The sequence below is a fragment of the Salinispora tropica CNB-440 genome, from assembly GCF_000016425.1.
In the GTDB taxonomy this organism is placed as follows: Bacteria; Actinomycetota; Actinomycetes; order Mycobacteriales; family Micromonosporaceae; genus Micromonospora; species Micromonospora tropica.
Genome location: NC_009380.1, coordinates 953920 through 980241, shown reverse-complemented (window position 1 = coordinate 980241; position 26322 = coordinate 953920). Strand labels below are relative to the sequence as shown.

The following is a 26322-nucleotide window of genomic DNA, read 5'->3' as shown; positions in this document are numbered from 1 at the left end:
CCGTAGGGTGAGCGGGTGGGTTCGGATGCCGGGGTTACGCGCAGCACACCCGAGGAACCATGGCCGGTCCGGGTGGTCAGCCAGAAGATCGGCGCCTGGATCGCCCGGCTGGGCTGGGTGTGGGTGGACGGGCAGGTTGCGCAGGTCAGTCGCCGGCCCGGCGCGAGCACGGTGTTCCTCACCCTCCGGGACCCGTCGGCCGACCTCAGCCTGACCGTCACCACCAACCGCGACGTGCTCGATGCCGGCGCACCGCAGCTTCGCGAGGGCGCCCGGGTGGTGCTGCACGCCAAGCCCCACTTCTATGCCGCCCGGGGCACGTTGAGCCTACGCGCCGACGAGATCCGACAGGTGGGGCTGGGCGAGTTGCTGGCCAGGCTGGAGAAGCTGAAGAAGCTGCTGGCCGCCGAGGGGCTCTTCGACCCCAGGCGCAAGAGACGCCCGCCCTTCCTCCCACACCGGATCGGGCTGATCACCGGCCGGGCCAGCGCCGCCGAGCGGGACGTACGCACCAACGCCCGCCGGCGCTGGCCCGCGGTGGCCTTCCGGACGGTCAACGTGGCGGTGCAGGGTCCGTCGGCGGTGCCGCAAATCGTGGACGCGCTGCGGGTGCTGGACGCCGACCCCACGATTGAGGTGATCGTCATCGCCCGGGGCGGCGGCAGCATCGAGGACCTGCTGCCCTTCTCCGACGAGGCGCTGTGCCGGGCGGTGTTCGGCTGCCGCACCCCGGTGGTCAGCGCGATCGGCCACGAGACCGACGCGCCGCTGCTCGACTACGTCGCGGACATCCGCGCCTCCACCCCGACCGACGCGGCCAAACGAGTCGTCCCGGACCTCGCCGAGGAGGTGCGCCTGATCGGGCAGGCGCGGTCCCGGCTTGAACGCGCGGTACGCAACCTGGTCGACCGCGAGGCGCACCGGCTGGAACTGCTGCGGTCCCGGCCGGTACTGGCCCGACCAGAGGTGATGATCGAGCAACGGGCTACCGACGTCTCCGGGCTGCGCCACCGGGCCGACCGATGTCTCGCCCACCGTCTGACCGCCGCCGAGGACGACCTTCGACACACCCGGGCCCGGCTCCGGGCCCTCTCCCCGGCCGCGACCCTCGACCGGGGATACGCGATCGTACGGCGCGCGGACGGCAAGGTCGTCCGCGCGGTCTCCGAGGTCACCGCCGGAGATCCGGTGCGGGTCCGGTTGGCCGACGGCGAGCTGTCCGCGACCGTCGACGCCGGAGAGCACCGCCCGGCTACCCAACGGCGGTAGCGATTCCCGCCCGACACGACCGGACCCGGGCACGGTGTCGGGCGGGGCCACCGGCGGCGTACCGGGCACGGCGGGGCAGCCCGGACGGGTGGATGTGGTGGGATGTGAGCGATGACCGAGGAGACGAAGGACGAGCGACTCAGCTACGAGCAGGCCCGCGCCGAGTTGGCGTCGGTGGTCGAGCGACTGGAGGCCGGCGGCACCACGCTGGAGGAGTCGCTGGCCCTCTGGGAGCGCGGTGAGCAGCTGACCGGAGTCTGCCAGGCGTGGCTGGACGGCGCCCGGGCCCGCCTGGACGCCGCCCGACACGAACCCACCGACTGACCACGGCCCCGCCCGCTGCCGGTTGGTCCGGGCCGCTGCTGGTTGATTCGCCCTGCTCCCGGTTGGTCCGGGCCGAGTTCAGCCCAGCGCCCCGGCCAACTCCCGCAACTCGGTGTCTCGCGCATCGCCGACCACGATCACTGTGCGGTCCGGTTCGAGGAGCACGAACGCCTGCTCGTTGCCGCGGGCCGTGTACCGCTGCCAGGTCCGCCCCGCGAGGTCGGTCCGGCCCTGGGGCTGCCCCTGATCGGTCAGCTCGGTGGGGAGCAACTGCTCCGGTGGCACGCTGCTCTGCACGATCTGGGCACCCCGCCCCTCCGGGGTCAGGTAGCCCAGACGCAGCGTCGCCCCGTCCTCGACTGTCCGGAAGTCGGCCCGCACGGTGCGCCACCCCGCGTTCAGCCCCTGTGGCTGACTGACCGGAAAGGCCGCCGCCGCCTGCGCCGAGTCCAGCGCGGGCGCGGGGTCCACGACGGTTGCCTGGTCTCCCCCGAGGAAGCCCCGGTAGAAGGCGAGCAGCAGGGCGATCGGGACCAGCAGCACGAGGAGCGAGATGGCCATGTCCTTCGGCGAACGCTCCGAACGAGTCGTGTCCGCCGCGGCGGGCGGCGCCGGCGACTCGCCGGCCTCCCGGGCAGCGCTGGTCTCCCCCGGGCCGCTGGTCTCTGTCGGGCCGCTGGTCTCTGTCGGGCCGGTGGCTGCTGCCGGGCTGGCGCCGGGCTCGACCAACGCCGGCTCCTCGGCGGTCGCGGGCGCAGGCGGGCCGGGGGGCTCCGGCTCGACCGGCGAGAGCTCCGGCGCGGTCTGGTCGGCAGGGACGCGGTCGGCGGGGTGTGCGGGTTCCACCCCGCCATCTTCGCAGCCACCCGATCAGACGTGACCAAGCCATCACCGCCCCACCACCACGCAGTGTCGCCGATCATGTGAGGATCAGCGACAAAGCCGGCAGCGACCACGCCTGCCGGGCCACCCCGCACCGTCGCGAGGAGGAGCCGTCATGACGAACACCACGACGCGGACGCCACAGAATCTCGATCGCAACCTCGCCCTCGACCTGGTCCGGGTGACCGAGGCCGCGGCGATGGCCGCCGGCCGGTGGGTCGGCCGGGGTGACAAGGAGGGCGGCGACGGCGCCGCCGTCAACGCGATGCGGAAATTGATCAACTCGATCCCGATGAGCGGAGTCGTGGTGATCGGCGAGGGCGAGAAGGACAACGCTCCGATGCTCTTCAACGGAGAAGAGGTCGGCGACAGGACCGGGCCGGAGGTTGATGTCGCGGTCGACCCGATCGACGGCACCACCCTGATGAGTAAGGGCATGCCCAACGCCCTGGCGGTGCTGGCCGTCGCCGAGCGCGGGGCGATGTTCGACCCGAGCGCCGTGTTCTACATGGAGAAGCTCGCCGTCGGCCCGGCCTACGCCGACGTGGTGGACATCAACGCCGGCGCGGCCGAGAACGTACGTCGTATCGCGAAGGTCAAGGGCACCGACGTCTCCGAGGTGACTGTCTGTGTGCTGGACCGGCCCCGACACGACGGGTTGGTGAACCAGGTCCGCCGCACCGGGGCGGGCATCCGCTTCATCTCCGACGGGGACATCGCCGGTGCGATCGCCGCCGCCCGCGGGGAGTCCGACGTTGACGTGCTGATGGGCATCGGCGGCACCCCCGAGGGGATCACGGCCGCCTGCGCCCTGAAGTGCATGGGCGGCGCCCTTCAGGCCAAGCTCTGGCCCCGCGACGACCAGGAGCGGGAGAAGGCCATCGCCGCTGGCCACGATCTGGACCGGGTGCTCGGCACGGACGACCTCGTGACCGGCGACAACTGCTTCTTCGTCGCCACCGGGGTCACCTCCGGCGACCTGCTCCGCGGTGTCCGGTACAAGGCCGGTGGGGCGTACACCCAGTCGATCGTGATGCGCTCGAAGAGCGGCACGATTCGCGTGATCGACTCGTATCACCGGCTGGAGAAGCTGGCACTGTATTCGGCGGTGGACTTCGACGGCCGCCCCCTCGCCGAGCAGGAGTGAGCAGTGCCGGGGGCGCTGGTCCGGCCGCCCCCGGCCCGTCGGCTCGTCGGGGTGGTGCTCGCGACCACCGGCGGGGTCGCCGTGGCCGCACAGTCCCGGATCAACGGCGAGTTGGGCGTACGGCTGGCCGATGGAGTCGCGGCGGCGGTCGTCTCGTTCAGTCTGGGCCTGCTGGTGCTGCTGGTGCTGGTGCCCTCGACTCCCGGCGGGCGGCGGGGGCTGGCCGCCCTGCGCGCCGCGTTGACCGCCGGCACGCTGCGCCCGTGGCAGTGCCTCGGCGGGCTCTGTGGGGCGTTCCTCGTGGCGACGCAGGGCCTCACGGTCGGCGTCCTCGGCGTCGCGGTCTTCACCGTGGCGGTGGTCGCCGGCCAGTCCGCCAGCAGTCTGCTCGTTGACCGGGCCGGCATCGGCCCGAGCGGGCGCCAGCCGGTAACCGTCCGACGCCTGTTCGGGGCAATGCTCACCGTGCTCGCGGTCGGGCTGGCCGTCCGCGGACGGCTCGACGACCCGGCCGCGCTGACACTGGCCGTGTTGCCGCTGCTGGCCGGGTTCGCGGTGGCCTGGCAGCAGGCGGTCAACGGTCTGGTCGGCCGGGCGGCGGGCAGCCCGCTGACCGCCACGCTGGTCAACTTCACGGTGGGCACCCTCGCCCTGCTGGCGGTCTTCGCGGTCGACATCGCGGTGCGCGGGCCACCCGCCGGTTCGCCGCCGGCCGAGCCGTGGCTCTACCTGGGTGGGCCGATCGGGGTCGCCTTCATCGCGGTCGCCGCCGCTGTCGTCGAGTTCACCGGGGTCCTGCTCCTCGGCCTGGCCACGATCGCCGGCCAGGTGGTCGGCGCCGTCCTGCTGGACGTGGTCCTGCCGACCGCGGCTTCGCGTCCGGACGCCACCGCCCTGCTCGGCGCGGCGCTGACCCTCCTCGCCGTCCTCATCGCCGCCCGGCGTTAGGAACTGAGCGTCGCCGAGCTGGCACCGGGGTTCGGGCGCAGCGCACCGAGGCTCTCGGTGAGGGCCTCGTCGAGCGCGGTCGGTTCGATCCCAAGGGCCCGCTGGGCGGCCGAGGAGTCCAACAGGTACGGACGAACGAACTGGTATGCCGTCTCCCGCAGCTCCCGGAGAAACGGATTGACCAGGCCGCCCAGCCAAAGCGCCGGGTAGGGCAGCCGAGTCAGCCGCGGCGTGCGCGCACCGGCCAGGGCCGCGGCGCGAGTGGCCAGTTCCCGCACGCTGAGCGCGGGTGGGCTGGGCACGTGCCAGGCCCGCCCCCAGGCCTCCGGGTCGGTGGCGGCGGCGACCACGGTTCTGGCTACGTCGCCGACGTAGGTGATGGTGTGCGGGACGTCGAAGTCGACCGGCAAGACCACTCGGCGGCCGGTCAGTACGTTCGACAGGACCAGGGTGGTAAGCGAGTTGGCCCCGATCCCGAGGTAGTCCGAGCCGCGGACCTCGGTCGTCCGAGCCCGGCCCGCCTCGTGGGCGGCCAGCGCATCGGCCCACATCTGATTGCGTACCCGCCCCTTGACGCCGGTCGCGGCGAGCGGGGTGGACTCGGTCATCGGCCCGTCGACCGGGCCGTACCCATAGAGGTTGCCGATCGTGGCGAGCACCGCACCGGTCCGCTCCGCGGTGGTGAGCAACGCGGCAGCCAGCGGTGGCCAGTCAATGTCCCACCGGTGATACGCGGGGTTGGCGCAGTTGTAGAGGGCGGCGGCACCGGCCGTCAGGCGGGTCAGGTGGGCGGCGTCGGTCGCGTCCGCGGCGATGGGCTCGATGGCCGGATGTTCGGGGCCAGCACCGCGGCGGCTCACCACCCGGACCCGTTCCCCCCGCTCGGCGAGGAGGCGGGCGGTCGCGGCACCGACCGGGCCCGCGCCGACGACGACGTGAATTGCCATCAGGGCTCACCTTTCGAATCAAGAGATCGCTTCGAGAGCAGTGCTCACGCAGAAAGCGTGCCGGAGAGAACCTCAGACTGTCAAGAGCACTGCTCTTGATTTGGATCGGCGTCCCGCATCTGGCAGAGTGAAAGGATGGTCGCCAACTCGCTCCGTGCCCGGGTGCGCGCCGAAATGATCGAGGAGATCAAGACCGTGGCGCGCCGTCATCTGGCCACCGACGGCGCCAACCTGTCGTTGCGGGCGGTCGCCCGAGACCTGGGCATGGTCTCCTCGGCGATCTACCGCTACTTTCCCAGTCGGGACGACCTGCTCACCGCGCTCATCCTCGAGGCGTACGTGGCCCTGGGCGACACCGTCGAGGCGGCGGACGCCGCCGTTGACCGCGACGACCTGCGCGGACGTTGGCTCGCCGGGTGTCGCGCGGCTCGAGCCTGGGCCCTCGCCAATCCCGCCGAGTACGCGCTGCTCTACGGCAGCCCGGTTCCTGGCTACGCGGCGCCCGACGACACTGTCGAACCGGCTCAGCGCCCGCCACAGACCCTGCTCGGCATCCTCCGCGACGGGCTCGCTGCCGGACAGCTCACCCCACCCCCCGCCGATGACCTGCCCAAGCCCGTCCAGGACGACCTCGCCGCCATCGTGGCGAGCCTCTTCCCGGATGCGCCGGCAGCGCTGCTCGCCCGGGGGATGGCGGGTTGGACTCAGCTCTTCGGGCTGATCAGCTTCGAACTATTCGGCCGGATCAACAGTGCCCTGCCGCACCGCGACGAGTACTTCGACCACCAGATCGCGTTGATGGCGGACCTCATCGGCCTTCCCAGGTGAGTCGGTCACCGGAGGATCAGGTCTCGTCGGAAGAGTGCCCGGGGAAGAGGTGCGCCGCCGGATCGAGCACCACAGCCGCGTTGTTCACCGCGGTCGCGGCCTCTCCGAAGCCGGTGGCGATCAGGCGAACCTTGCCCTGATACTCGGTTATGTCCCCGGCGGCGAAGACCCGCGGCAGGTTCGTCGCCATGGTGCTGTCCACCACGAGGTGCCGGCGGTCCAGGCGCAGGCCCCACTCCGCCAAGGGGCCGAGGTCGGCGGTGAAGCCGAGCGCCGCGACGACGGTGTCGACCGGCAACAACTCCGCTGCGCCGCCCCGGACGGTGATCTCGGCACCGGTGACCGCGCCGCCCCCGTGCAGCCTCGTCACCTCCGCGTTCACCACGACCCGCACCGGCAGGGCGTGGACGCGGGCGACGGTGGCGGCGTGTGCGCGGAACTTCTCCCGGCGATGCACGAGGGTCACCGAACGAGCCAGCGGCTGGAGGGTTGAGGCCCAGTCAAAGGCGGAGTCCCCACCACCGACAATGAGCACGTCCTGGCCGGTGAGGTCCGCCGGCTGCGGCACGAAGTAGATGATTCCGGTGCCGACGAAGCGCTCCGCGACCGGCAGTGGGCGGGGTGTGAAGCTGCCCAGCCCGCCGGTGATCACTACCGCGCCGCAGTGGAGCTGCTCGCCCCCGGCCAGGCCAAGCACCGGCCGACCGTCGGCGTAGGACAGCTTCTCCGCCCGCGTGCCGAGCAGGTAGCGCGGCGCGAACGGGGCGGCCTGGGCAACCAGGTTGGCCACCAGGTCCCGGCCCTTGATGGCCGGGAATCCGGCGACATCGTGGATCAGCTTCTCCGGATACATCGCCGTGATCTGGCCACCAGGCTCGGGCAACGCGTCAACCACGGCCACCGAGAGCCCTCGGAAACCGGCATAGTACGCCGCGAAGAGGCCGGCGGGCCCGGCCCCGACTACCGCGATATCGACCTCGTGCATGGGCGTACCGTCGCTTTCCGGTCACGGCTCAACCAGCGCTGATCCCTGACGGTAGAGGGGCCGGAGCTGCCGGGCAAGGATGTCCGGCGGTCCGTCATCGCCGCTCCGGTCAGCCGAAGACGCGGGTCGAGTCGGAGTAGTACGGGCCATCCAGGCCCGGTCGACGCCGCCGAAAGATGATCGCGGCGACCACCCCGCCCAGGAGCCCGAAGAGGTGCGCCTGCCAGGAGATCCGCTCGTCGGTGGGGAGGATGCCGACGAGTTGCCAGCCGTAGAGGAGGCCGACCAGGAGAACGACCGCGAAGTTCCACCAGCTCCGCTCGACGATGCCCCGGGTGAGCAGGATGCCCAGGTATCCGAAGATGACGCCGCTCGCGCCGACCACCACGGAGTTCGGCGAACCGGTGAACCAGATACCCAGCCCGCTGACCAGAATGATGATCAGCGTGGACCAGAGGAAGCGACGCGCTCCCGCCGCGAGTACGAAGGTGCCGAGCAGGATCAGCGGGATGCTGTTGCTGTAAAGATGATCAAAGCCGTGGTGCAGAAACGGCGAGAAGAAGACGCCGTCCAGGCCATCGAGGCGGAGCGGGATGATGCCGGCAGCCGGGTCGAGCCCGAATGCCAGGCCCTGATCAACGGCCTCGATGAGGAAGAGGAACGGCACCACCGCGCACATGGCGACGAAGGCCCGGCCGATCGCGGCGTAGAACGCCTCGGTGCCGAACCGAAGCGGGTCACTGCCTTCCGGTAGCAGGCTCACCCGTCAACAGCTATCAGGTAGCGGCGGCAGCCGCCACCTGGCACGGGGGTTAAAGCCGGACCGACGGCGACGGGGTATGACCAAGCACACCCCGTCCCCGCCCGACGATCAGTACCAGCCCACGTTGGAGATCAATACCAGCCCACGTCCTGCGAGTGGGCCCAGGCCTTGCACGGGGTGCCATACCGACCGTCGATATAACCGAGGCCCCACCTGATCTGGGTGGCCGGGTTCGTCTCCCAGTCGTCGGCGACCGAACCCATCTTGCTACCGGGCAGTGCCTGTGGGATCCCGTAGGCACCGCTTGATGGGTTACGGGCCTTGTGATTCCAGCCGCTCTCCTTGGCGAAGAGCTTGTCCAGACAGGGGAACTGATCGATCTCGAAGCCGGCCTCGAGCATCAGCGCACAGCCGATCTTTCGGTTGTCGCGGAACTCCTCGCACGAGGCGGGGATCGGACCGTCGTACGGCTTTTCCGCCGCAGCCGCAGCCGCCTCCGCCGCAGCCGCCTCCGCCTTGGCCTCGGCCAGCTTCGCCGCCGCCTTGCGGGCCGCGTTCCGCGAGGCCGCAGCAGCCTCTTGCCGGCGCTTCCGCTCCGCCGCCGCCTCGGCAACCGCGGCATCGCGCAGCTTCTCTTGGTACTCGGTAGCCTGCCCCTTCACCGCATGCACCTGCGGTGTTCGCAGCACAACCTGCTCGACCCCGGCGGCGTCCGGCACCTGCTGGCCCTGATCCCGGTCGTCGCCCAGTTGGAAACCACCGACGACGCCCGCAGCGAGCAACGCCACCGCGGCAGTCCGGGCACCCAACCGGCTCCACAGCCGACTCACGAGGTGGTCCCTTCCTTCGACGGTACGGACACGACGTCGACCACACCCGGGTGGGGTGGGGTCACACCGCGAGCGCTCCAGTCGCGCGAGTCTCCCGGCAGCTCCGCCAACGGGGACGCGGGCGAGCGATCACCGGCGATCCGCCGGATGCGCAAGCGCTCCGGGACACGATCGCGCACAGTAGGGCGGATGGGAAACCATCCTCCTCGATTGTGACCTGCACCACTCCCAAGCCGCACTTTTCGCTACTCAGAGTCATCGCCAGATTCTCGTGGTCACCCACGAGATCCGCCGCCGCCCCCGACGCCCCTGCTCCAAACCGGACCGAGCTCCGGGGGCACGACGCCACCGCGACCGGCAGGTCCGCCGTTCCGCCGGCCGCTCATCCGGTACGCCGCACCAGCGTGCCGGTCGGGTGTCCGCCACCGGCCGGAGCCGCCGCCGAGCCGGTGTAGGTGGTGCCGGGCCGGGCCGTCGGTCGCGCGTTGCGGCTACGAGCCGGGTCCACCCGCGACGGGCCGGCGAGCGCGGACGCGATCGCCGCCTGGGCGTCGCGGCGACGCCGATTCCAGGCGCCACGGTCACCGTCGAAGTAGCCCTGCCGATAGCCAAACCGGTAACCGATCCGATAACTGAGCTGACCATGCAGACGACCGGCGGCGTAGCTGGTGGCGGTCAGGACGCAGACGAGGAGCAAGGCGAGGAGTGGGCTCATCCGGCCACTCCGAACCGCGGGCTGTGTGGACTCATCGTTCCTCCGGCTCAACCGGGGTGGGATCCGCGACACGTAGCTGGTCGAGGTCGTCTGTGCTGACCTCCTCGACCAGCTCGACGCTGATCCGGCACCCGTCCAGGACAACCTCGGCCACCGACGAGCGGCGAATGTCACTGTCCGCATCGACGCGGACGGTGAGCTCCGGACAACCGAGGTGGGTACGCCAGGCGTGCCACTCCGCCCGACCCCCGACACCGAGGGAGAGGTAACGGGAACGCCGGGCCAGACGGAGGCGCCAGGGCGCACCCACACTGGTGGCTACCCCGGCGGCGATCAGGCCGAAGGCCTGCGCTCGGGTGACGAGTTCGGTCACCAGGTCCCCCTCGTGCCGGAGATTCACGCATGGGAGCGAGCAGTCATCGTCTCCTGCACGGGACAAACGGTAGAGTGTCCCGTGAACGTGACAGTATCAGCTTTTCGTCTGATTCCCCCCAGCCACGTGTCCACCTATTTTTCCCTGGTGAGACCTGTACCATGAGGACGTGCTTGGATGTCGAAAGCTGAGCTAGTCGTCACATTCGCGTGACAACCGCGCGCCAGGAGCCCATTCCAGGACCCCGTGGCCGTACGGTCACCAGGTGACCGAGACGGCCAACGCACGGAAGATCGCCTTCGCCACCTTCGTCCGTCGCGCGCTCGACGAGGCCCGGGCCACCCGAGCCTGGAGCGGCACTGAGGTCTCCCGACGCACCGGCGTCTCCCGGCAGACAATCAATCGATGGGTCCGGGGCGACTGGGCCAGCGACCCGGAGGCGGAACGCGTCGTGGCCTTCTGCGAAGGCCTCGGGCTCGACCGGGCCACCGCCTTCACCGCCCTGGGCTGGGACCGGCAGAACGCCGCGCATCGAGCCGGGGCGACCCCGCCCCCGATGGATCCCGATGTCCAGGCGCTCCTGCGCCGACTGGTAGACCCCGAGGTATCGGACGCGGAGAAGTTCCACATTCGAGAAACTATCCGTTACCTCGCGTATCGCCCAACCCTCCCGATAGCAGCCTCAAACCGGGGCAAACGGGTTGGATGATCCTCAGATGGTGAAAGAACAGCAGGTCAGACTCATTCGTTTCGCTCCCGGGCCCGAATTGGCACGCTAGCGTCCGTACTCGTACTGCTTGGGCTCGTCGTCGGCGGGGGGACGGGAAGGCCGAACCCAGCCCTGCGGGACGCAAAGGAGGGGTCTGTCCATGACCCTGAAGTGGATGGCAGTCGTGGTCGGCACCGTGTCCCTGACACTGTGCGTGACCGGGAACGCAGTGACCCTGGCGGTCAACGGCGGGCAGCTTCCCCTGCTCGTCAACCTCGTCACGCTCACCGCCACCGGCACCGCCGTCGTCCTGGCTGTGCTCGCCGAACTGAATGACCGACTCAACGACCGAATCAGCGCGCTCACCGAGTTCCTGGTCGCCCGGCTCAACGAGATCGAATCCAGCACCGGTGACCGCAACTCCGGCTTTGTCGAGGGCTACCTGCTCAGTCACGGTCGGGAAGGCACCGTCGTCCCGATCGGGCGTCGGGGACGGGAAGCCGCCGAACGCTGAAGGCCGCCACAAAAGCCCATCATCCACCCGGCACCCCGGCCCCGGTGGCCGGTCCTTCACGGCCACGATTGAGCCGCGCCGAGCGGGGTACGCTGTCGCGCGTGCCGCCGTTGAATCTGGGCAAGCAGCCGCCGAAAACCCCGTTCACCGCCGACCTCGCCTGGCAGGCAACCGCTGCCCGGGCCGCCGGAACCGTCCTCTTCTTCGACTTCGATGGCACCCTCGCACCGGTCCGGGACGACCCGACGTCGGTACACCCCACGCCGAGGGTGCTCACCGCCATCGAGGCGCTCGCTCCCGTCGTGCGCCGGATCGCGATCGTCTCCGCGCGCCCGGTCGACTTCCTCCGCGACCGACTCGGCGATCTCGCCGGTGTCGACCTCTACGGCCTCTACGGGCTGGAGCACAGCCACTCCGGCGGCGAGACCGTCACCGAGCCGGCGGCACTGCCCTGGGTGCCGACCATGGCGGACCTCGCCGACGAGGCCCGCACCGAGCTGCCTGCGGGAGCCCTGGTGGAGTACAAACGGCTCTCGGTGGCGCTGCACTGGCGGACCGTCCCGCAGCTTGGCCCGGCGGTAACACGATGGGGTTCAGCCCGGGCCGAGCAGCTCGGTCTCCGGGTTCAGACCGGACGGATGGTTCTGGAGCTGAAGCCGCCGGTCGACCGGGACAAGGGCATGGTCATCGACGAGGTGGTGCGGGACGCGGAGGCCGCCTGGTACTTCGGCGACGACGTATCGGACATCAAGGCCTTCACGGCGCTGCGAGCCCGCGCCGCCGCCGAACCGCACTTCTTCGGCGTCTGCGTCGCCGTCGCCAACCCGGAGACCGGCGAAGAGGTTGCCGCCGCCGCGGACCTGACCATCGACTCGCCAGCAGACCTCGGCGACTTCCTCACCGACGCCGCGCGCCGGCTGGCCTGACTCCCCGGCTCCGGCGTACCAGCGGCCGAGGTGCACTCACCCGGGCTGAGCTGGGGCCGCCCCCATGTGTGGGGTCGCCCGGCTGGAGTCGCCCCGGCTGGAGTCACCCGGCTGGTCGGCGGCCGGGGCGATCAGATGCCGAAGCGACGCTGACGGGTGGCGTAGGAGCGCAACGCGCGGAGAAAGTCAACCCGGCGAAATTCCGGCCAATTCAACTCGCAGAAGTAGAACTCCGAGTGGACGGACTGCCAGAGCAGGAAACCGGACATGCGCTGTTCGCCGCTGGTCCGGATGATCAGATCGGGATCGGGCAGACCCCGGGTGTAGAGGTGCTCGGTGATGTGCTCGACGTCAAACGTCTCGGCCAGCTGTTCGATGCTGGTGCCGGCCTTCGCGTGCTCGTGCAGGAACGACCGCACCGAATCCGCGATCTCGCGCCGGCCGCCATAGCCCACGGCGATGTTGACCTGTGCGCCGCCCACCCGGTCCCGGGTCCGCTCCGCCGCTGCCTTGAGTGCCGCCGCATGCTGCGCCGGCAACACGTCGAGCGCCCCGACCATCCGCAGCCGCCAAGGGTTGGCCTCCTCGGCCAACTCGCTCGTCAGGTCCTCGATGATCTGCAACAACGGATCGAGCTGAGCTGCCGGGCGGGTGAGGTTGTCGGTGGAGAGCAGCCAGAGCGTCACGTGCCCGACGCCGGCCGCGTCACACCACCGCAGCAGCTCCTTGATCCGCTCGGCACCGACCCGGTGGCCGTCGTTGGGGTCGACGAACCCCATCTCCCGCGCCCATCTGCGGTTGCCGTCGCACATCACACCGACATGCCGAGGCACCGGCTTACCCGCCAGCTTCGCCGTGAGCCGGCGTTCGTACACCGAGTAGACAACGTCCCGCAGAGTCATCACCTGCCAGGGTAGCGACCGGAGTGACGCCTCACAGCTCGGGATGCCGAACCCCGGGGGCCAGGCCACGCCCGATCATGGCCAGCGTCCGGATGTCCAGCCGGCCGTCGCCGAGCCCCAACTCCACCACCGCCCGATACACCTGGTCATCGCGGCTAGCTGCCCAGACCGCCGCGTCAACCACCGACCGCCGTCGGGCGAGCCAGGCCGCAACCGAACTGTGCCGTAGATGACCACCGAGCCGACGACGAAGCGCCGCGGCGTAGCCCCGAGCGGCCTGCTCCGGCGTACGGCTCGCCGCGGCGCCGGCGAGCGCTCCGGAGAGCAGCGCGTAGAAGATCCCCTCCCCGGTGAACGGGTTGATCAGCGAGAGCGCGTCGCCTGCCAGCAGCACCCGGCCGCGGCCCGGCACCGGCCGGTGGGTGGAGAGCGGTAGGTGATGGGCCCGCAGGGCGGTGACCGCCGCCGGATCGACCCCGGACAGCAACGCTCCCAGCCGCGCAACGAGGTGCTCCCGGGTCAGCGACTCACCGCGTAGCACCTCCCCGTACCCGACGTTCGCCCGTCCGTCGCCGATCGGGAAGGACCAGGCGTACGCCGGCCAACGGGTGGCTGACGTGACGATGAGCTGCTCTGGTGGGCCGGACGGCGCAGACGCGTAGCCCCGGATCGCCAGGGCCAGGTGACGGTCCGGGTTCGGGGGGCATCCCAGTGCCCGGCGCACGACCGAGCCCGCACCGTCGGCACCCACCACGGCCCGCCCGGCGATCCGCCCGTCGAGCACGACCCGGTCCGCCCGCACCTCGACGCGACGTACCACGTGCCGGCGCAGCTGGGCACCGGCCGCGACCGCCGCCGCGACCAACCGAGCATCGAAGACGGTTCGGGGCACCGTGTACGCCGGACGGGGTAGCGCCCGCGCCACCGCCGGACCGCCCGGGGCGACCAGGCGAAGCGCGGGCAGCGAGGGGTACCCGGCTACCGGGTCGGATACGCCCAGCCCGGCCAGGACGTCCAACGCGTGCGCGGCGATCCCGTCCCCGCAGGCCTTGTCCCGGGGGAAGTCGGCCCGATCCAGCAGGAGCACCCGGGCTCCCGTCCGGCGGGCGGCGATGGCGGCGGCCGAGCCGGCCGGCCCCGCCCCCACCACCACGACGTCGAACTCGTCGTCCCCGTCGGCCAGCCTGGTCACCACGTCGTGCCCCCTCTCCGCCGCCGAGCTACTGCTCTCGGCGGCCGTTGCAGGGATCATCCATCGCCCGCGGCGTCGGCCCAACCACTTCCGCTGCTACTGCGGCTCCGCGTCGAGCCGAGCACGCAGGGCGTCCAGCTCCGCCCAGAGGACACCGGGCAGCTTGTCCCCGAACTTCTCAAACCACTCGGTGACCAACGGCAGTTCGGCCTGCCACTCGTTCACGTCGACCTTCAGCGCGATCCGAATGTCTTCCGAGGTCATGTCCAGGCCCTCGACGTCCAGCGCGTCTTCGGCGGGAACCATGCCGATCGGGGTCTCCACGGCTTCGGCCCGGCCCTCGAGCCGCTCGACGATCCACTTCAGGACCCGGGAGTTCTCGCCGAAGCCCGGCCAGAGGAAGCTACCCTCGGCATCCTTACGGAACCAGTTGACGTAGTAGACGCTCGGCAGCTTCGACTCGTCACCGTCGGTACCCTTGCCCATCTCGATCCAGTGCCGGAAGTAGTCCCCGGCGTTGTAGCCGATGAAGGGCAGCATCGCCATCGGGTCCCGACGCACGACGCCGACCGCGCCCGAGGCCGCGGCGGTGGTCTCCGAGGAGAGCGTCGCACCAAGGTAGACACCGTGCACCCAGTCCCGCGCCTCGGTGACCAGTGGAACGGTGTCCCGGCGGCGGCCACCAAAGAGGATGGCGTCAATCGGCACGCCGTTGGGGTCGTAGTAATCCTCGGCGAGGATCGGGCACTGGGTGATCGGGGTGCAGAACCGGCTGTTGGCGTGCGAGGAGAGGTGTTCGCTCTGCGGCGTCCAGTCGTTGCCCTTCCAGTCGATGAGGTGCGTCGGGGGCTCGCCCATACCCTCCCACCAGATGTCACCGTCGTCGGTGAGGGCCACGTTGGTGAAGATGGAGTTGCCGCGGTCCAACGTCCGCATCGCGTTGGCGTTGGTCTTCCAGTCGGTTCCGGGGGCGACCCCGAAGAGGCCGTACTCCGGGTTGACCGCATAGAGGCGTCCGTCTGGGCCGAACCGCATCCAGGCGATGTCGTCCCCGACGGTCTCGACCTTCCAGCCGGGGATGGTCGGCTCCAGCATGGCGAGGTTGGTCTTGCCGCATGCCGACGGGAAGGCCCCGGCGATGTGGTAGGCCCTCCCCTCCGGAGAGGTGATCTTGAGGATCAGCATGTGCTCAGCGAGCCAGCCCTCGTCGCGTCCCATCACACTGGCGATCCGCAGCGAGTAGCACTTCTTGCCGAGCAGCGAGTTGCCGCCGTAGCCGGAGCCGTAGGACCAGATCTCCCGGGTCTCGGGGAAGTGCGAGATGTACTTCGTCTCGTTGCAGGGCCAGGAGACGTCCTGCTGACCCGGCGCGAGCGGCGCGCCGATCGAGTGCAGAGCGTGCACGAAGTCCGCGTCGTCGCCCATCGCCTCCAGGATCTTCGTGCCCATCCGAGTCATGATCCGCATCGAGGCGACCACGTACGGACTGTCGGTGATCTCGATGCCGAACATCGGATTCTTGGCCTCTACCGGGCCCATGCAGAAGGGGATGACGTACATGGTGCGACCACGCATGCAGCCGCGGTACAGCTCCGTCATCGTCCGCTTCATCTCGGCCGGCGCCATCCAGTTGTTGGTCGGGCCGGCGTCCGCCTCGTCAACCGAGCAGATGAAGGTGCGCTCCTCAACGCGCGCCACATCCGTCGGATCGGTCCGCGCGTAGAACGAGTTGCGCTTCTTCTCCGGGTTGAGTCGGACCAGGGTGCCAGCCTCGACGAGTTCGTCGGTGATACGACGCCACTCTTCTTCTGACCCGTCCGCCCAGACCACACGGTCCGGGGTGGTCAGTTCCGCGATCTCACGGACCCAGGCAAGCAGTTTGGGGTGGGATGTCGGGGCCTGATCGATACCCCGAACAGTGGCCGGAGCAACCATGACACATCTCCTTGTGGTCGACGCTGACCGGTCTATGGGATGCACGAGGCTTGACGGCGCGGTGCGTCGCCTACGTGAAACCTGGGATTGGCCTCAGCGTAAACCGGCTTGCGCCACCAGTCAGTGGGACTGGTTGTGAAGAACTGCACAAGGTACGGTCCAGCTGCGGCATCGCGAGCTAATACCCGCTTTCACGCGCAGTTTCACGCAAATCCAGGGACGAAACATCTGGCCGGTCGTCGTCCCGGTACGCCGGCTGCGACCCGGCTCCGCTTCGCCCGATCATGCGGGAGACCCCGCCCGGGACTGTTACGCTCCGCTCATCGCCACTGTCCGGACCAGCCATGCCGGCCGGTGCTACCCGCGCCCCGGGCCCGCACCCGGTACGCTCGCTCGGTGGCAGCGACGATGACCGGGGAGCCTGGCTCCCGGCGGACCCGGCCGGGTCTGATCCACTCTCTGCTGGACCGGTTCGGTCACCTCGTCCACGAGTTGAGCAAGTTCGCCACCGTGGGCGGCGTCGCCTTCATCGTCGACTTCGCCCTCTTCAACCTCCTGACCTCGGTGCAGGACATGGAGCAGGTGACCGCGAAGACCATCTCCACGGTGGTGGCGGCAACCTTCGCCTTCCTCGGCAACCGGTTCTGGACGTGGCGACACCGTCGAGGCGGCAACCCAGCCCGCGAGTACGCGCTCTTCTTCATCTTCAACGCGGTGGGCCTCGGCATCACGGTGGCGGTCCTGGCGATCAGCCGCTACGGCCTGGGCCAGATCTGGCCGGAGGTCTTCCAGACCCCACTGGCGGACAACATCGCCAGCTACCTCGTCGGCACCGGGCTGGCGACCCTCTTCCGGTTCTGGTCCTATCGACGGTTCGTCTTCGTACCAACGGGAACTCCCACTGCACCGGAAGCGAAGCACGACCGATACCGGGCGTGACCTGGCGCCCATCTCGCCAGGCCGGGAAGATCTCGGCCCAGTCCACTCGCCTAAGGTGTTCCGCATGCGTCTTGTCCGCCTCCTGCCCGAGCGCTGGCAGAAGTTCGTCAACGAGGCGCTCAAATTCGGCATCGTCGGTGGCGTCAACACTGTCATCAATTACGCGGTGTTCAACGCCCTCGCACTCACCGTTTTCCAGGGCGGCGCCCTGAAGGCGACGGTCGTCGCCACTGTCACGGCAACGATCACGTCGTACCTCATGAATCGTCACTGGACGTACCGTGATCGTCCAAAAACAGCCGTTAGGCGCGAGTATGCCCTTTTCTTCCTCTTTAATGGTGCGGGGCTCCTCATCGAACTGGGCGTGCTGACGGCGGCCAAGTACGGCCTCGGGGTGACCAGCCTGCTCGCCCTCAACCTCGCCAAGACCATGGGTGTGGTGCTGGCGACGCTGTTCCGGTTCTGGTCCTACCGAACATTCGTCTTCCAGCCCGCGCCAGCGCCGGCCGCGAACAACTGGCACAGCATCCCCCGCGACGAGTGGGACACCATGGCCGAGATGGATCCGGTCGCCGAGCTGGCGGAGTCGGTCTCGGAACTGGAGGAAGCCGCCCCGCCACCCGGCACCCACCACCACCGCACACCGATCCAGGGCCTGACCATCCCACTGGACGCCCGCCTCGACCTGGACCGGGAGCTGGCGGCCGAGCTCGCCGCGGAACTCCAGGCGAGCACCCGCCGGCCCCGTCGCCCCTGACCACACCGGCCGCGGAGGCACCGGCCGGCCAACGAGACCCGCTCAGCCCGGTTCCCGTTGCGGCCTGCCGTCCGGGACCTCGGTCAGCGCCTCCCGACGCTCGGCGTCGCCCGGCGGCTGCCGGTCGTGCTGCGCCTCCACCAGCTCGTAGAGGGTGGTCTGGACTCGCCCCACCTGCGGCACGTCGAACAACACCGACTGCCCACGCTCCCCAGCAGAGTCGATGGTCAGGGTGCCGCAGCCGAGCAACCGCTCGCTGAAGCGCTGCTCTATCGCATGGTCGGTGACCCGGGTGAGCGGGATGTCCCGGCGGCCCCGGGAGAGTGCACCCCGTTGGATGAGCACCCGCTCGGTGGTGAACAGGTAGTGGGTCGCCTGCCAGACCAGCACCGGCCAGAGCGCGAACCAGAGCACCCCCACCAGCGCCAACCCGCCGAGCACCACCAACACCACCGCCCGGCCAGCGCCGTCGGGGGCCAGCACGAGGGCTGCCACCACCACCGCGACGGCGAGAATCGTCACCACGACCGGCCGGACCAGGTTCTTCCAGTGCGGATGCAGGTGCAGCACGACGTGCTCGTCCTCGGTGAGCACGTCCTCAGGAAAGGCCACGGGTACCTCCAGCGCAGATCAGACGCGCAGACCGTAACCGCTCACACCACCCCACGACATCAGCCGCGCGGGCGGACGACGACGGAGGCTGCCGAACCGGTCCTGCGGAGTCGGCAGTAGCCGTTCAGCGCAGGTGCAGGATGTCGCCGGCGGAGAGGTGTCGGGTGGCCTCTGGGGTGGCCACCACCAACTGGCCGTCCGGGTCAACGCCGGTCGCCGTGCCGGTCAGCTCGCCACCATCCGGCAGCAGCACCCGGACCGGACGATCCACGGTGGCACAGACGCCCAGGTAGGCCGCTCGCAGCCCACTCGCCACCGCACTGCCCTCAGCAGCCCGCCAACGCTCATACCAGTCGCCCAACGACCGGAGCAGCGCCCGCAGCAGCGGATCCCGGTCGGTCGCCGCGGCGCCGGCCAACCGCAGCGAGGTCGCCGGAAGGCCGGTCGGGTTCTCCGGCAACTCATCAGCACGAAGAGTCACGTTCAGGCCGATGCCAAGGACGATCGCGGGTGCCGCCGCCACGCCCACCGCCGGCACCCCCTCGGCCAGGATCCCGCCGCACTTCGCCGCACCGACGAGCAGATCGTTCGGCCACTTCAGGGTGGCCTCCAGCTCGGCCAGCCGGGTCACCGCCTCCACCAGCGCCACCCCGGCGAGCAGCGGCAACCACCCGTACGCCGACGGTGGCACCGGTGCCCAGCCCCGCTCGGCCACCGCCTCCCCCGGCCGAAGCAGGACGCTGGTGGCGATGCCCGCCCGAGCCGGCGACTGCCACTCGCGGCCCCGCCGGCCCCGCCCCGCGCTCTGCCGCTCCGCGACCAGCACTAGGCCCTCCGGCTCCCCGGAACGGGCGTACTCGGCCACGTCCGCGTTGGTCGAACCGGTCTCGGCCAGAAGCTCCAGCCGGGCCCACGGACCATGCGGCGCGACCAACGCGCGACGCAGCCGCACCGCCGACAGCGGCGGGCGATCCAGATCGGTGTACGGGGAACCCGGCATCCCGCCAGCCTACGACCCTCCCGGTGACCGGTGGTGAGGCGTACTGCACAGCGGCACCGAGCTGAACCATCGTTATATTCCCTTGGTGACTACCGAGACCGGGACCAACATCCACAGCACCGCGGGCAAGCTGGCGGATCTGGAGCGTCGGATCGACGAGGCGGTGCACGCCGGATCGGCGCGCGCCGTGGACAAACAACATGCACGGGGCAAGAAGACCGCACGGGAGCGGATCGAGCTGCTCCTCGACCCGGGCTCCTTCGTCGAGCTGGACGAGTTGGCCCGACACCGGTCCACCAACTTCGGACTGGCGAAGACCCGCCCCTACGGCGACGGCGTGATCACCGGTTACGGGACCATCGACGGTCGCCAGGTCTGCGTCTTCGCGCAGGACTTCACGGTCTTCGGCGGCTCCCTCGGCGAGGTCTTCGGCGAGAAGATCGTCAAGGTGATGGACCTGGCCATGAAGATCGGGTGCCCGGTCATCGGGATCAACGACTCCGGCGGTGCCCGAATCCAGGAGGGCGTCGCCTCGCTCGGCCTCTACGGCGAGATCTTCTTCCGCAACGTACGGGCCAGTGGCGTCATCCCCCAGATCTCGCTGATTCTGGGCCCGTGCGCGGGTGGCGCCGTCTACTCGCCGGCGGTCACCGACTTCACCGTGATGGTGGACCAGACCTCACACATGTTCATCACCGGCCCGGACGTGATCAAGACCGTCACCGGTGAGGACGTCGCCATGGAGGAGTTGGGCGGCGCCCGTACGCACAACTCGCGCAGCGGCAACGCGCACTACCTCGCCACCGACGAGGAGGACGCCATCGAGTACGTCCGGTCGCTGCTGTCGTACCTGCCGTCGAACAACCTGGACGAGCCGGTCACGTACCCGATCGACGTGGACCTCGACATCAGCGACGAGGACCGGGAGCTGGACACCCTCATCCCGGACTCGGCGAACCAGCCGTACGACATGCACCGGGTCATCGAACACGTCCTCGACGAGGGCGAGTTCCTCGAGGTACAGCCGCTGTACGCGCAGAACCTGATCGTCGGCTACGGCCGGGTCGAGGGCCGTCCGGTCGGTGTGGTCGCGAACCAGCCCATGCACTTCGCCGGCACTCTGGACATCGCAGCGTCGGAGAAGGCCGCGCGCTTCGTCCGCACCTGCGACGCGTTCAACATCCCGGTGCTCACCTTCGTGGACGTGCCCGGCTTCCTCCCCGGCACCAGCCAGGAGTGGGAGGGCATCATCCGTCGGGGCGCGAAGCTTATCTACGCGTACGCCGAGGCCACCGTCGGAAAGGTCACCGTCATCACCCGCAAGGCATACGGCGGGGCGTACGACGTCATGGGCTCCAAGCACCTCGGCGCGGACCTGAACTTCGCCTGGCCGACCGCCCAGATCGCGGTGATGGGGGCCCAGGGTGCGGTCAACATCCTGCACCGGCAGGAGCTGGCCAGCGCTGCCGACCCGGCGGCGCGGCGCGCCGAGCTGATCACTGAATACGAGGACACCCTCGCCAACCCGTACATCGCCGCCGAGCGCGGGTATGTCGATTCGGTCATCCCGCCGCACGAGACCCGGGCACAGATCGTCCGCGCGCTGCGGGTGCTGCGCACCAAGCGCGAGACCCTTCCCCCGAAGAAACACGGCAACATCCCGCTGTAGGTACGACACCTCGATGGCGTTGGGCCGCTCCTGCACCGCGGCTCAGCGCGGCTCAGCAGGATGGGCTGGCGGCGATGCACATGCGGCGGGCCGCCACGGCGGCGAGGCGGACCAGTTCCGCCTCGCCGGCCATGCTGACGAAGAGCACCGTCACCAGGTCACCGACGCGCAGCACGACCCGCAGATCCGGTGAGTTCATCACGGTCTGCAGCTCGCCCAGCACGGGATTGGGGAGCAGCGAAGACGAGTGCCGCAGCAGGAGCGACTCGTCACCGGCGAAGTCCACCTTCGGAAGGTCCCAGCGGTGCACCGCCTTCACACTGGTGGCACTGCCCTTGTCATCGGTCGCCCAGGCCTCCCACGTCTCGGGGCAGGCAACGATCGCCTGCCGGATCTCGGCGAGGTAGCGTGCCGCGCCATCGTCGCGAAACCGATACAGATCCTGCACAACCAGGATGTCACCGAGCCGATCGGGGCTACCGGCCGGCCAGCGCAGCAACGTCTGCGACCGGCTCATCCACGCCTCCGCCTCCGGGCCCAGAGCACATCGATCACGCCCCAGCCCCAGCGTGACGGGCCCACCCAGAACGGTCTCGTCGAGGTGGAGTTCGGTGGGCACCACCAGGTCCGACTGTTGGACGAAGAGATCGGGCGGGAGGTCGGAGCGCATCGCCGCAGCCTGTCCGGCAAGCGACGTCGGGGTACTTCCCGCGGCCCTCACCGGTGCCGAAGCGGCCGGTGAGTAGTCCCATGGACGGTTGACTACCGCGACGGTAGCCACCGCGAGGGTCCCCACCAGGACGACCCCCGCCAACAGGGCGGTACGCCGGCTGCGACGGCGGGCCCGAGCACGGATCTCCGCCGCCTCGGGCCAACGGACGTCGCGCAGACCGCTGTGCATGGGCTCGACGACGCGCATTTCGTCATGCATCGACGGCCTCCTCCAGGTCGGCGACGGCAAGTAGCCCGGCGAGAGCGGCCCGGCCGCGAGCCAGCCGGGCCTTGACGGTGCCGACCGGGGCGTTGGTCTCCCGGGCGACCTCGACGACGGGCATCCCCACCAGGTAGTAGAGCGCGATCGCGATGCGCTGCTCCTCCGGCAGCCGGCGCAGCGCGGCGACCACCGCCACCGTGTCGGTGCTTGGCGCGGGGACGCTTTCGGCGGCACCGTGCCGCAGGTACGCCCGCGCCCGGCTACGCAGGCTACGCCACCGGCTGACCGCGATCCGGCTCGCCACCACCCGCACCCACGCCTCCGGGTCGTCGTACCCGCTCACCGTTGACCAGCGCTGCCAGGCCCGGATGTACGCCTCCTGCACCGCATCCTGGGCCTCGCTGAGATCACCGGTGAGCACACACACAAAGCCGAGCAGCCGCTGCCGGCTCCCCCGGTAGAACTCGTCGAACCCCTCGACATCCGGCACCTGGTTACCTCCCGTGGCGGTCGCAGGGGACACGCACCAGCGCCGGCCTCGGGTTGCCGACAGCGCCCGGCTTTCCGCCCCGACCGGGCCAACCCGGGCCGCCCGGCTCAGCCGCTCAGCCCGTGCCCGGTCAGGATCCGACCGGCCAACAGAACCGCGCCAAAGCCCAGCACGGCCAGGTTGACCAGGGCGAACACCGAGACCCAGAAGAACGCGGGGAAGGGGGTGATGCCAGCGAGTTGGTCGGCGTCGGAGGCGGGCATCCGGCCGCGGGCACGCAGCCGTTGCAGCTCGACCACCGGGCGGAGTCCGCCGAGCAGCAGGAACCACACTCCGGTGTACGCGAACGCCGCCTGCACCTGCGGTGCGGCGTACCAGGAGACGGCGAGGACGAGCCCCCCGGTGACCAGCAACGACAGCGCCCCGAAGACGTTGCGGATCAGCACCAGCATGGCCAGCAGCAGCGCCACGGCGACCCACAACAGCAGGGTGATCCGGTTTCCGCCGAGGATCCCGGCTCCGGCCAGCCCGACCAGCGGTGGGGCGAGGTAGCCGGCGAGCAGGGTGATCACCATGCCGAGGCCGGTGGGGCGGCCGGCGGAGAGGGTGAGCCCGGAGGTGTCCGAGTGCAGCCGAATGCCGTGTAGGCGGCGGCCGGTAAGCAGGGCGGCCAGGGCGTGCCCGCCCTCGTGGGCGATGGTCACCGCGTTCCGGGCGACCCGCCAGAGTCGACCGGTGCTGACCACAACCAGTGCCCCCACGCCGGTGAGCAGCACCAGCAGCGGGGGCGGATCCGGTTGTGCGCCGAGCAGCGTGTCCCAGATACTGGTCAGACCGTCGATCGACACCATGGGCGGGGAGCCTACCGCTCTCGTCCTGGCCGGCTTACGGCCCGATCTGGCCGCCCTCGGTCACCGGGACGAGATCAGCTACGTACCGGCACAAACCCCGCGGCGATGATCTCGAAAGTCGACTCGTTCGCCGCCCAGTCGTCCTCCGGGCAGTCCCAGCGGATCGCGTAACCCTTGTCGGGCGCGGTCACGAAGCCACGATTACGGACGTGTAACCGACGTCCGTAATCGTCGTTGAAGATCCACTCCCAGTCGGCGGCCTCATCCCAGTAGTCCACTGAAGCGATCTTGACGTGCTGGTAGCCGCTGTAGTTGCCGCGTCGCGCGGCCTCCTGCCGACGCCAGTCGGCCGCGGCATCGTCCAGTGGCGTCGTCGTCTGGTCGATGAGCAGGGCCCGCCCCTGACCATCGGAGAACCGGACCCGATAGTCCTCCGGCCCCCGACCCCATTGCCGGCGGTAGTCCAGGTCGAGCCCGGGCGGCACCGGCACCACGAATCCCGTGGGGTCCTGGTGCAGCCTCCAGCCGGCCGGCAGGGCCGCGCCCGCCGTGCCGCTCGGGGTCGGGCTGGCGCTGGTCGGCGGGGTACTCACCGACGCCGTGACGCTCGGAGTCGAGCTGGCCGGAGCGGCGGTGGACCCGGCATCGGTCGCAACGGTACCCGGATCAACTCCGTCGTCCTCCATGGTGAGCTGGGGATAGGCCACCACGAGACCGAGCAGGAGCAAGGCCACCACGGCACCGATCAACAGATTGCGGCGGGTGGCGTAACGCTTCGTCCCGGCGGCGGCCCCGCCGGGTGGCGGCACGGACGATGCCGGGGCAGCCGCCGGCCCGCCGAGCTTCGCTGTCGGGTCGGCGTCCACTCGGGCCGCCGGGGGGTCGACCGGCGCGGTCGGACCGGCACCGGTCACCTTCGCCGTGGGAGCGGCATCGGCCGATGGCTCGACCGCCGGTTGCGCCGCATGGGGCGACGACGGGGGTGCCGGTGGGGCCGACGCCGAGGACTCGGGCAGCTTCGACACCGGTCGTGGTGCCGGCACCACCGCTGGCGCCTGCCCCTCGCGACGATGTGGTCCCGGCCGTCGTACGCCGGACAACAGCGGGATGAGCTGCGAACGCTTCCCACCGGCTCGGCGTAGTAGCCGCTCCGCCACCTCGGCGGTGATCCGGTCGGTCGGATCCTTGCGGAGCAGGCCGTTGAGCACCGGCCGCAGCGGGCCGGCGTTCTTCGGTGGTGGCGGTGGCTCGGTGGCCAGCGCCGCGAGGGTGGCGATCGCCGAGGTACGCGCATACGGCGACTTTCCCTCCACCGCCGCGTACAGGGTCGCGCCCAGCGACCAGAGGTCCGCCTCCGGCCCCGCGGTGCCGTCCCGTGCCCGCTCCGGAGCGATGTACGCGGGGGAGCCGAGCACCATCCCGGTGCGGGTGACATTCGGGTCACCTGGGACGGTAGCCAGACCAAAGTCGGTCAGCACCACCCGCCCGTCCTCGCCAAGCAACACGTTGCCGGGCTTGACGTCACGGTGCATCACCCCCGCCTTGTGCGCCGCCTTCAACGCACCGAGCACCCCGAGGCCGATCTGCACCGCCCGAGCCGGCGACACCGGCCCCTGCTCGGCGAGGGTGTCCTGGAGGGACTTCGAGGCCACGTACTCCATCACGATCCACGGATCGCCATCGGTACGCAGCACGTCGAAGATGCGGACAACATTGACGTGATTGAGTCGAGCGATCGCCCGCGCCTCGCGGAGCGAACGCTCCCGCATCTCGCGGCGTTCCTCGTCGGTGAGGCTGGGCGGCGGGACCAACTCCTTGATCGCCACGTTTCGGTGCAGCACCTCGTCGCGCGCCTTCCACACCCGACCCATGCCACCCTGACCGAGCGGCGACAAGAGCCGATATCGGCCAGCGACGAGTTCCGGAAGTGCGTTCGACATCGCTGAAACGGTACCCGGCGGCAACGACGGTCACTCGGGCGGCACGCCACCGCGCTCCAAGATCCAAACTCCACGACGTACCCTGACGCCATGTCTGCCGAGGAGCCACTGTTCCGCATCGTTCACGGCACGCCGACCGCCGAAGAGCTGGCCGCCCTGGTGGGCACGATCGTCACCCGATCCAAGCCGGCGGCACCCCCCGCCCCGCCGACGACTTCCGCCTGGGCACGCCGCGCCCGCCCCGCCAACACCGGTCACGCCGCCGGCCCGGACGCCTGGCGCGCCTCCGGCCTGCCCCGCTGACAACGACCTCCGCCACACACGACAAGGTCACCCCAACCGCTCAGGCTCGGTGCGGTGCAGACCGTCTCCATCGGCACGCGGCAGCTCATCCGATACGCAATCTTTCCGGGCTGCAACTCCCATGCCAGACCCGCTACCCTCACTGATGGAAACGGCACGGTGACAGAAAGGGAGGGACGATGTTCGAGGAGGGTGAGGGTCCACCCACAATGCCCTACACCAACGAAGTGCCCCCCACGCCCATCATCCCGCGGGTTGTTCCCGTATCCCTCTCACCCCCGTCGCCCAAAGCCACCCCCACGACACCGTCGAAGACCAACCCAAGCCCCGGCCCGGCGCGCTCGGCAGAGCCAACATCGCCGCTCCCTCCGGGCAACCTTGCCCACGGCGGCAACACCGACGGAGCACCGCACCCGGGGTCGAATCGCTCCTCCCCCACCGATGTCCCCCCACGCCGCCCCGTCGGCGGCGTGACCGGCGGCGGTGGAGCGGGCACTGCACCGACCGGCGGCGCCGGTTCGCGTCCGGGGAGTGGCAAGAGCTTCCCGGGCGGTCCCAACATTCCGCCCCGTGGAGCCGAACCGGGATCAGCGACACCGCCTGGGCGCCCTGGGGGCCCGACTCACCAGGGCACGTCT

Annotated in this window: 28 protein-coding genes; 12 read left to right on the top strand and 16 right to left on the bottom strand. The window is 70.2% G+C overall.

Translation table 11 applies throughout. The features are described 5' to 3' along the window. The first annotated feature begins 15 nt into the window (after positions 1–15). Positions 16–1269, top strand: coding sequence for an exodeoxyribonuclease VII large subunit (xseA, locus tag STROP_RS04450; RefSeq protein ID WP_011904789.1), 1254 nt, complete (start codon positions 16–18; stop codon positions 1267–1269). Positions 1270–1380: 111 nt separating this feature from the next. Beyond that, the gene (locus tag STROP_RS04445; protein WP_011904788.1) at positions 1381–1593 is read left to right on the top strand and encodes an exodeoxyribonuclease VII small subunit; all 213 of its coding nucleotides are present in this window, start codon (positions 1381–1383) and stop codon (positions 1591–1593) included. Positions 1594–1671: 78 nt separating this feature from the next. Here the strand turns inward: STROP_RS04445 and STROP_RS04440 are convergent, their stop codons facing one another. Further along, the gene (locus STROP_RS04440; RefSeq protein ID WP_011904787.1) at positions 1672–2439 is read right to left on the bottom strand and encodes a DUF4245 domain-containing protein; all 768 of its coding nucleotides are present in this window, start codon (positions 2437–2439) and stop codon (positions 1672–1674) included. Positions 2440–2590: 151 nt separating this feature from the next. On the opposite strand from STROP_RS04440, the gene glpX reads away from it, so the two are divergent. Further along, a complete protein-coding gene (gene glpX / locus STROP_RS04435) occupies positions 2591–3622 on the top strand; it encodes a class II fructose-bisphosphatase (protein WP_011904786.1) in 1032 nt (343 codons plus the stop codon). Positions 3623–3625: 3 nt separating this feature from the next. Continuing rightward, positions 3626–4570: a DMT family transporter gene (locus tag STROP_RS04430; RefSeq protein WP_011904785.1), complete on the top strand. Its 945-nt coding sequence runs from the start codon at positions 3626–3628 to the stop codon at positions 4568–4570. Here STROP_RS04430 and STROP_RS04425 read toward each other — a convergent pair. Then, a complete protein-coding gene (locus STROP_RS04425) occupies positions 4567–5517 on the bottom strand; it encodes an NAD-dependent epimerase/dehydratase family protein (protein ID WP_011904784.1) in 951 nt (316 codons plus the stop codon). The genes STROP_RS04430 and STROP_RS04425 overlap by 4 nt on opposite strands. A gap of 135 nt (positions 5518–5652) precedes the next feature. Here STROP_RS04425 and STROP_RS04420 point away from each other — a divergent pair, with 135 nt between their 5' ends. Continuing rightward, the gene (locus STROP_RS04420; RefSeq protein ID WP_011904783.1) at positions 5653–6345 is read left to right on the top strand and encodes a TetR/AcrR family transcriptional regulator; all 693 of its coding nucleotides are present in this window, start codon (positions 5653–5655) and stop codon (positions 6343–6345) included. Between the two features lie 16 nt (positions 6346–6361). On the opposite strand, the gene STROP_RS04415 is transcribed toward STROP_RS04420, so the two are convergent. The 5 genes from STROP_RS04415 to STROP_RS04395 all read right to left on the bottom strand — a co-directional run bounded on the left by STROP_RS04415 (position 6362) and on the right by STROP_RS04395 (position 10011). Beyond that, positions 6362–7330 carry an NAD(P)/FAD-dependent oxidoreductase gene (locus STROP_RS04415; RefSeq protein WP_011904782.1) on the bottom strand — a complete coding sequence of 323 codons (969 nt, stop codon included), beginning with the start codon at positions 7328–7330 and terminating at the stop codon, positions 6362–6364. A 109-nt stretch (positions 7331–7439) separates the two neighbouring features. Further along, on the bottom strand, positions 7440–8093 hold the full coding sequence (locus STROP_RS04410) for a rhomboid family intramembrane serine protease (RefSeq protein WP_011904781.1): 654 nt from the start codon (positions 8091–8093) through the stop codon (positions 7440–7442). A gap of 131 nt (positions 8094–8224) precedes the next feature. Beyond that, positions 8225–8923, bottom strand: coding sequence for an aggregation-promoting factor C-terminal-like domain-containing protein (locus STROP_RS04405; protein ID WP_011904780.1), 699 nt, complete (start codon positions 8921–8923; stop codon positions 8225–8227). A gap of 382 nt (positions 8924–9305) precedes the next feature. After that, positions 9306–9638, bottom strand: coding sequence for a hypothetical protein (locus STROP_RS04400; protein WP_011904779.1), 333 nt, complete (start codon positions 9636–9638; stop codon positions 9306–9308). Positions 9639–9669: 31 nt separating this feature from the next. Further along, the gene (locus tag STROP_RS04395) at positions 9670–10011 is read right to left on the bottom strand and encodes a hypothetical protein (RefSeq protein ID WP_043535581.1); all 342 of its coding nucleotides are present in this window, start codon (positions 10009–10011) and stop codon (positions 9670–9672) included. A gap of 265 nt (positions 10012–10276) precedes the next feature. Between STROP_RS04395 and STROP_RS04390 the strand changes: the two genes are divergently transcribed. The 3 genes from STROP_RS04390 (at position 10277) to otsB (ending at position 12160) form a co-directional block, all read left to right on the top strand. Further along, on the top strand, positions 10277–10720 hold the full coding sequence (locus tag STROP_RS04390) for a helix-turn-helix domain-containing protein (protein ID WP_011904777.1): 444 nt from the start codon (positions 10277–10279) through the stop codon (positions 10718–10720). 160 nt (positions 10721–10880) lie between these two features. Then, positions 10881–11234, top strand: a complete 354-nt coding sequence (locus STROP_RS04385; RefSeq protein ID WP_011904776.1) for a hypothetical protein — start codon at positions 10881–10883, stop codon at positions 11232–11234. A 101-nt stretch (positions 11235–11335) separates the two neighbouring features. After that, positions 11336–12160: a trehalose-phosphatase gene (gene otsB, locus STROP_RS04380; protein ID WP_011904775.1), complete on the top strand. Its 825-nt coding sequence runs from the start codon at positions 11336–11338 to the stop codon at positions 12158–12160. Positions 12161–12291: 131 nt separating this feature from the next. Here the strand turns inward: otsB and STROP_RS04375 are convergent, their stop codons facing one another. From STROP_RS04375 to STROP_RS04365, 3 genes are read right to left on the bottom strand one after another with little or no spacing between them, the layout of a single operon-like run. Next, positions 12292–13062 carry an isoprenyl transferase gene (locus tag STROP_RS04375; RefSeq protein WP_011904774.1) on the bottom strand — a complete coding sequence of 257 codons (771 nt, stop codon included), beginning with the start codon at positions 13060–13062 and terminating at the stop codon, positions 12292–12294. Positions 13063–13093: 31 nt separating this feature from the next. After that, complete coding sequence (locus STROP_RS04370; RefSeq protein ID WP_187151581.1) at positions 13094–14314, bottom strand: geranylgeranyl reductase family protein; 1221 nt, start codon at positions 14312–14314, stop codon at positions 13094–13096. A 36-nt stretch (positions 14315–14350) separates the two neighbouring features. After that, a complete protein-coding gene (locus tag STROP_RS04365; RefSeq protein ID WP_011904772.1) occupies positions 14351–16189 on the bottom strand; it encodes a phosphoenolpyruvate carboxykinase (GTP) in 1839 nt (612 codons plus the stop codon). 408 nt (positions 16190–16597) lie between these two features. Between STROP_RS04365 and STROP_RS04360 the strand changes: the two genes are divergently transcribed. Both STROP_RS04360 and STROP_RS04355 read left to right on the top strand, forming a co-directional pair. Continuing rightward, positions 16598–17128 (top strand): GtrA family protein, encoded by a 531-nt coding sequence (locus STROP_RS04360; protein WP_051422957.1) that lies wholly within the window; start codon positions 16598–16600, stop codon positions 17126–17128. A 64-nt stretch (positions 17129–17192) separates the two neighbouring features. Continuing rightward, on the top strand, positions 17193–17885 hold the full coding sequence (locus tag STROP_RS04355; protein ID WP_011904770.1) for a GtrA family protein: 693 nt from the start codon (positions 17193–17195) through the stop codon (positions 17883–17885). Between the two features lie 42 nt (positions 17886–17927). Here STROP_RS04355 and STROP_RS04350 read toward each other — a convergent pair whose 3' ends face one another. Next, a complete protein-coding gene (locus tag STROP_RS04350; protein ID WP_011904769.1) occupies positions 17928–18497 on the bottom strand; it encodes a PH domain-containing protein in 570 nt (189 codons plus the stop codon). Between the two features lie 124 nt (positions 18498–18621). Further along, positions 18622–19497 (bottom strand): biotin--[acetyl-CoA-carboxylase] ligase, encoded by an 876-nt coding sequence (locus STROP_RS04345; protein ID WP_011904768.1) that lies wholly within the window; start codon positions 19495–19497, stop codon positions 18622–18624. Between the two features lie 85 nt (positions 19498–19582). On the opposite strand from STROP_RS04345, the gene STROP_RS04340 reads away from it, so the two are divergent. Then, positions 19583–21166: an acyl-CoA carboxylase subunit beta gene (locus tag STROP_RS04340; protein ID WP_011904767.1), complete on the top strand. Its 1584-nt coding sequence runs from the start codon at positions 19583–19585 to the stop codon at positions 21164–21166. 52 nt (positions 21167–21218) lie between these two features. Here STROP_RS04340 and STROP_RS04335 read toward each other — a convergent pair whose 3' ends face one another. The 4 genes from STROP_RS04335 to STROP_RS04320 form a co-directional block, all read right to left on the bottom strand. Next, the gene (locus STROP_RS04335; protein ID WP_011904766.1) at positions 21219–22097 is read right to left on the bottom strand and encodes a hypothetical protein; all 879 of its coding nucleotides are present in this window, start codon (positions 22095–22097) and stop codon (positions 21219–21221) included. Beyond that, positions 22090–22590, bottom strand: coding sequence for a sigma-70 family RNA polymerase sigma factor (locus tag STROP_RS04330; protein ID WP_011904765.1), 501 nt, complete (start codon positions 22588–22590; stop codon positions 22090–22092). Before STROP_RS04330 ends, STROP_RS04335 begins: the two co-directional genes overlap by 8 nt. Before the next feature lie 107 nt (positions 22591–22697). Next, the gene (locus STROP_RS04325; RefSeq protein WP_011904764.1) at positions 22698–23441 is read right to left on the bottom strand and encodes a M50 family metallopeptidase; all 744 of its coding nucleotides are present in this window, start codon (positions 23439–23441) and stop codon (positions 22698–22700) included. Positions 23442–23515: 74 nt separating this feature from the next. After that, positions 23516–25381, bottom strand: a complete 1866-nt coding sequence (locus STROP_RS04320; protein ID WP_011904763.1) for a serine/threonine-protein kinase — start codon at positions 25379–25381, stop codon at positions 23516–23518. A 90-nt stretch (positions 25382–25471) separates the two neighbouring features. Here STROP_RS04320 and STROP_RS04315 point away from each other — a divergent pair, with 90 nt between their 5' ends. Further along, complete coding sequence (locus STROP_RS04315) at positions 25472–25684, top strand: acyl-CoA carboxylase subunit epsilon (RefSeq protein ID WP_018829822.1); 213 nt, start codon at positions 25472–25474, stop codon at positions 25682–25684. The last annotated feature ends 638 nt before the right edge of the window (positions 25685–26322 follow it).

Bases quoted from the DNA above. Each gene is read 5' to 3' on its own strand.
- STROP_RS04445 (WP_011904788.1), top strand. From the start codon at position 1,381: ATGACCGAGGAGACGAAGGACGAGCGACTCAGCTACGAGCAGGCCCGC.
- glpX (WP_011904786.1), top strand. From the start codon at position 2,591: ATGACGAACACCACGACGCGGACGCCACAGAATCTCGATCGCAACCTC.
- STROP_RS04425 (WP_011904784.1), bottom strand. From the start codon at position 5,517: ATGGCAATTCACGTCGTCGTCGGCGCGGGCCCGGTCGGTGCCGCGACC.
- STROP_RS04420 (WP_011904783.1), top strand. From the start codon at position 5,653: ATGGTCGCCAACTCGCTCCGTGCCCGGGTGCGCGCCGAAATGATCGAG.
- STROP_RS04415 (WP_011904782.1), bottom strand. From the start codon at position 7,330: ATGCACGAGGTCGATATCGCGGTAGTCGGGGCCGGGCCCGCCGGCCTC.
- STROP_RS04400 (WP_011904779.1), bottom strand. From the start codon at position 9,638: ATGAGCCCACTCCTCGCCTTGCTCCTCGTCTGCGTCCTGACCGCCACC.
- STROP_RS04385 (WP_011904776.1), top strand. From the start codon at position 10,881: ATGACCCTGAAGTGGATGGCAGTCGTGGTCGGCACCGTGTCCCTGACA.
- STROP_RS04375 (WP_011904774.1), bottom strand. From the start codon at position 13,062: ATGACTCTGCGGGACGTTGTCTACTCGGTGTACGAACGCCGGCTCACG.
- STROP_RS04370 (WP_187151581.1), bottom strand. From the start codon at position 14,314: ATGATCCCTGCAACGGCCGCCGAGAGCAGTAGCTCGGCGGCGGAGAGG.
- STROP_RS04365 (WP_011904772.1), bottom strand. From the start codon at position 16,189: ATGGTTGCTCCGGCCACTGTTCGGGGTATCGATCAGGCCCCGACATCC.
- STROP_RS04360 (WP_051422957.1), top strand. From the start codon at position 16,598: ATGACCGGGGAGCCTGGCTCCCGGCGGACCCGGCCGGGTCTGATCCAC.
- STROP_RS04355 (WP_011904770.1), top strand. From the start codon at position 17,193: ATGCGTCTTGTCCGCCTCCTGCCCGAGCGCTGGCAGAAGTTCGTCAAC.
- STROP_RS04345 (WP_011904768.1), bottom strand. From the start codon at position 19,497: ATGCCGGGTTCCCCGTACACCGATCTGGATCGCCCGCCGCTGTCGGCG.
- STROP_RS04335 (WP_011904766.1), bottom strand. From the start codon at position 22,097: ATGCATGACGAAATGCGCGTCGTCGAGCCCATGCACAGCGGTCTGCGC.
- STROP_RS04325 (WP_011904764.1), bottom strand. From the start codon at position 23,441: ATGGTGTCGATCGACGGTCTGACCAGTATCTGGGACACGCTGCTCGGC.
- STROP_RS04320 (WP_011904763.1), bottom strand. From the start codon at position 25,381: ATGTCGAACGCACTTCCGGAACTCGTCGCTGGCCGATATCGGCTCTTG.
- STROP_RS04315 (WP_018829822.1), top strand. From the start codon at position 25,472: ATGTCTGCCGAGGAGCCACTGTTCCGCATCGTTCACGGCACGCCGACC.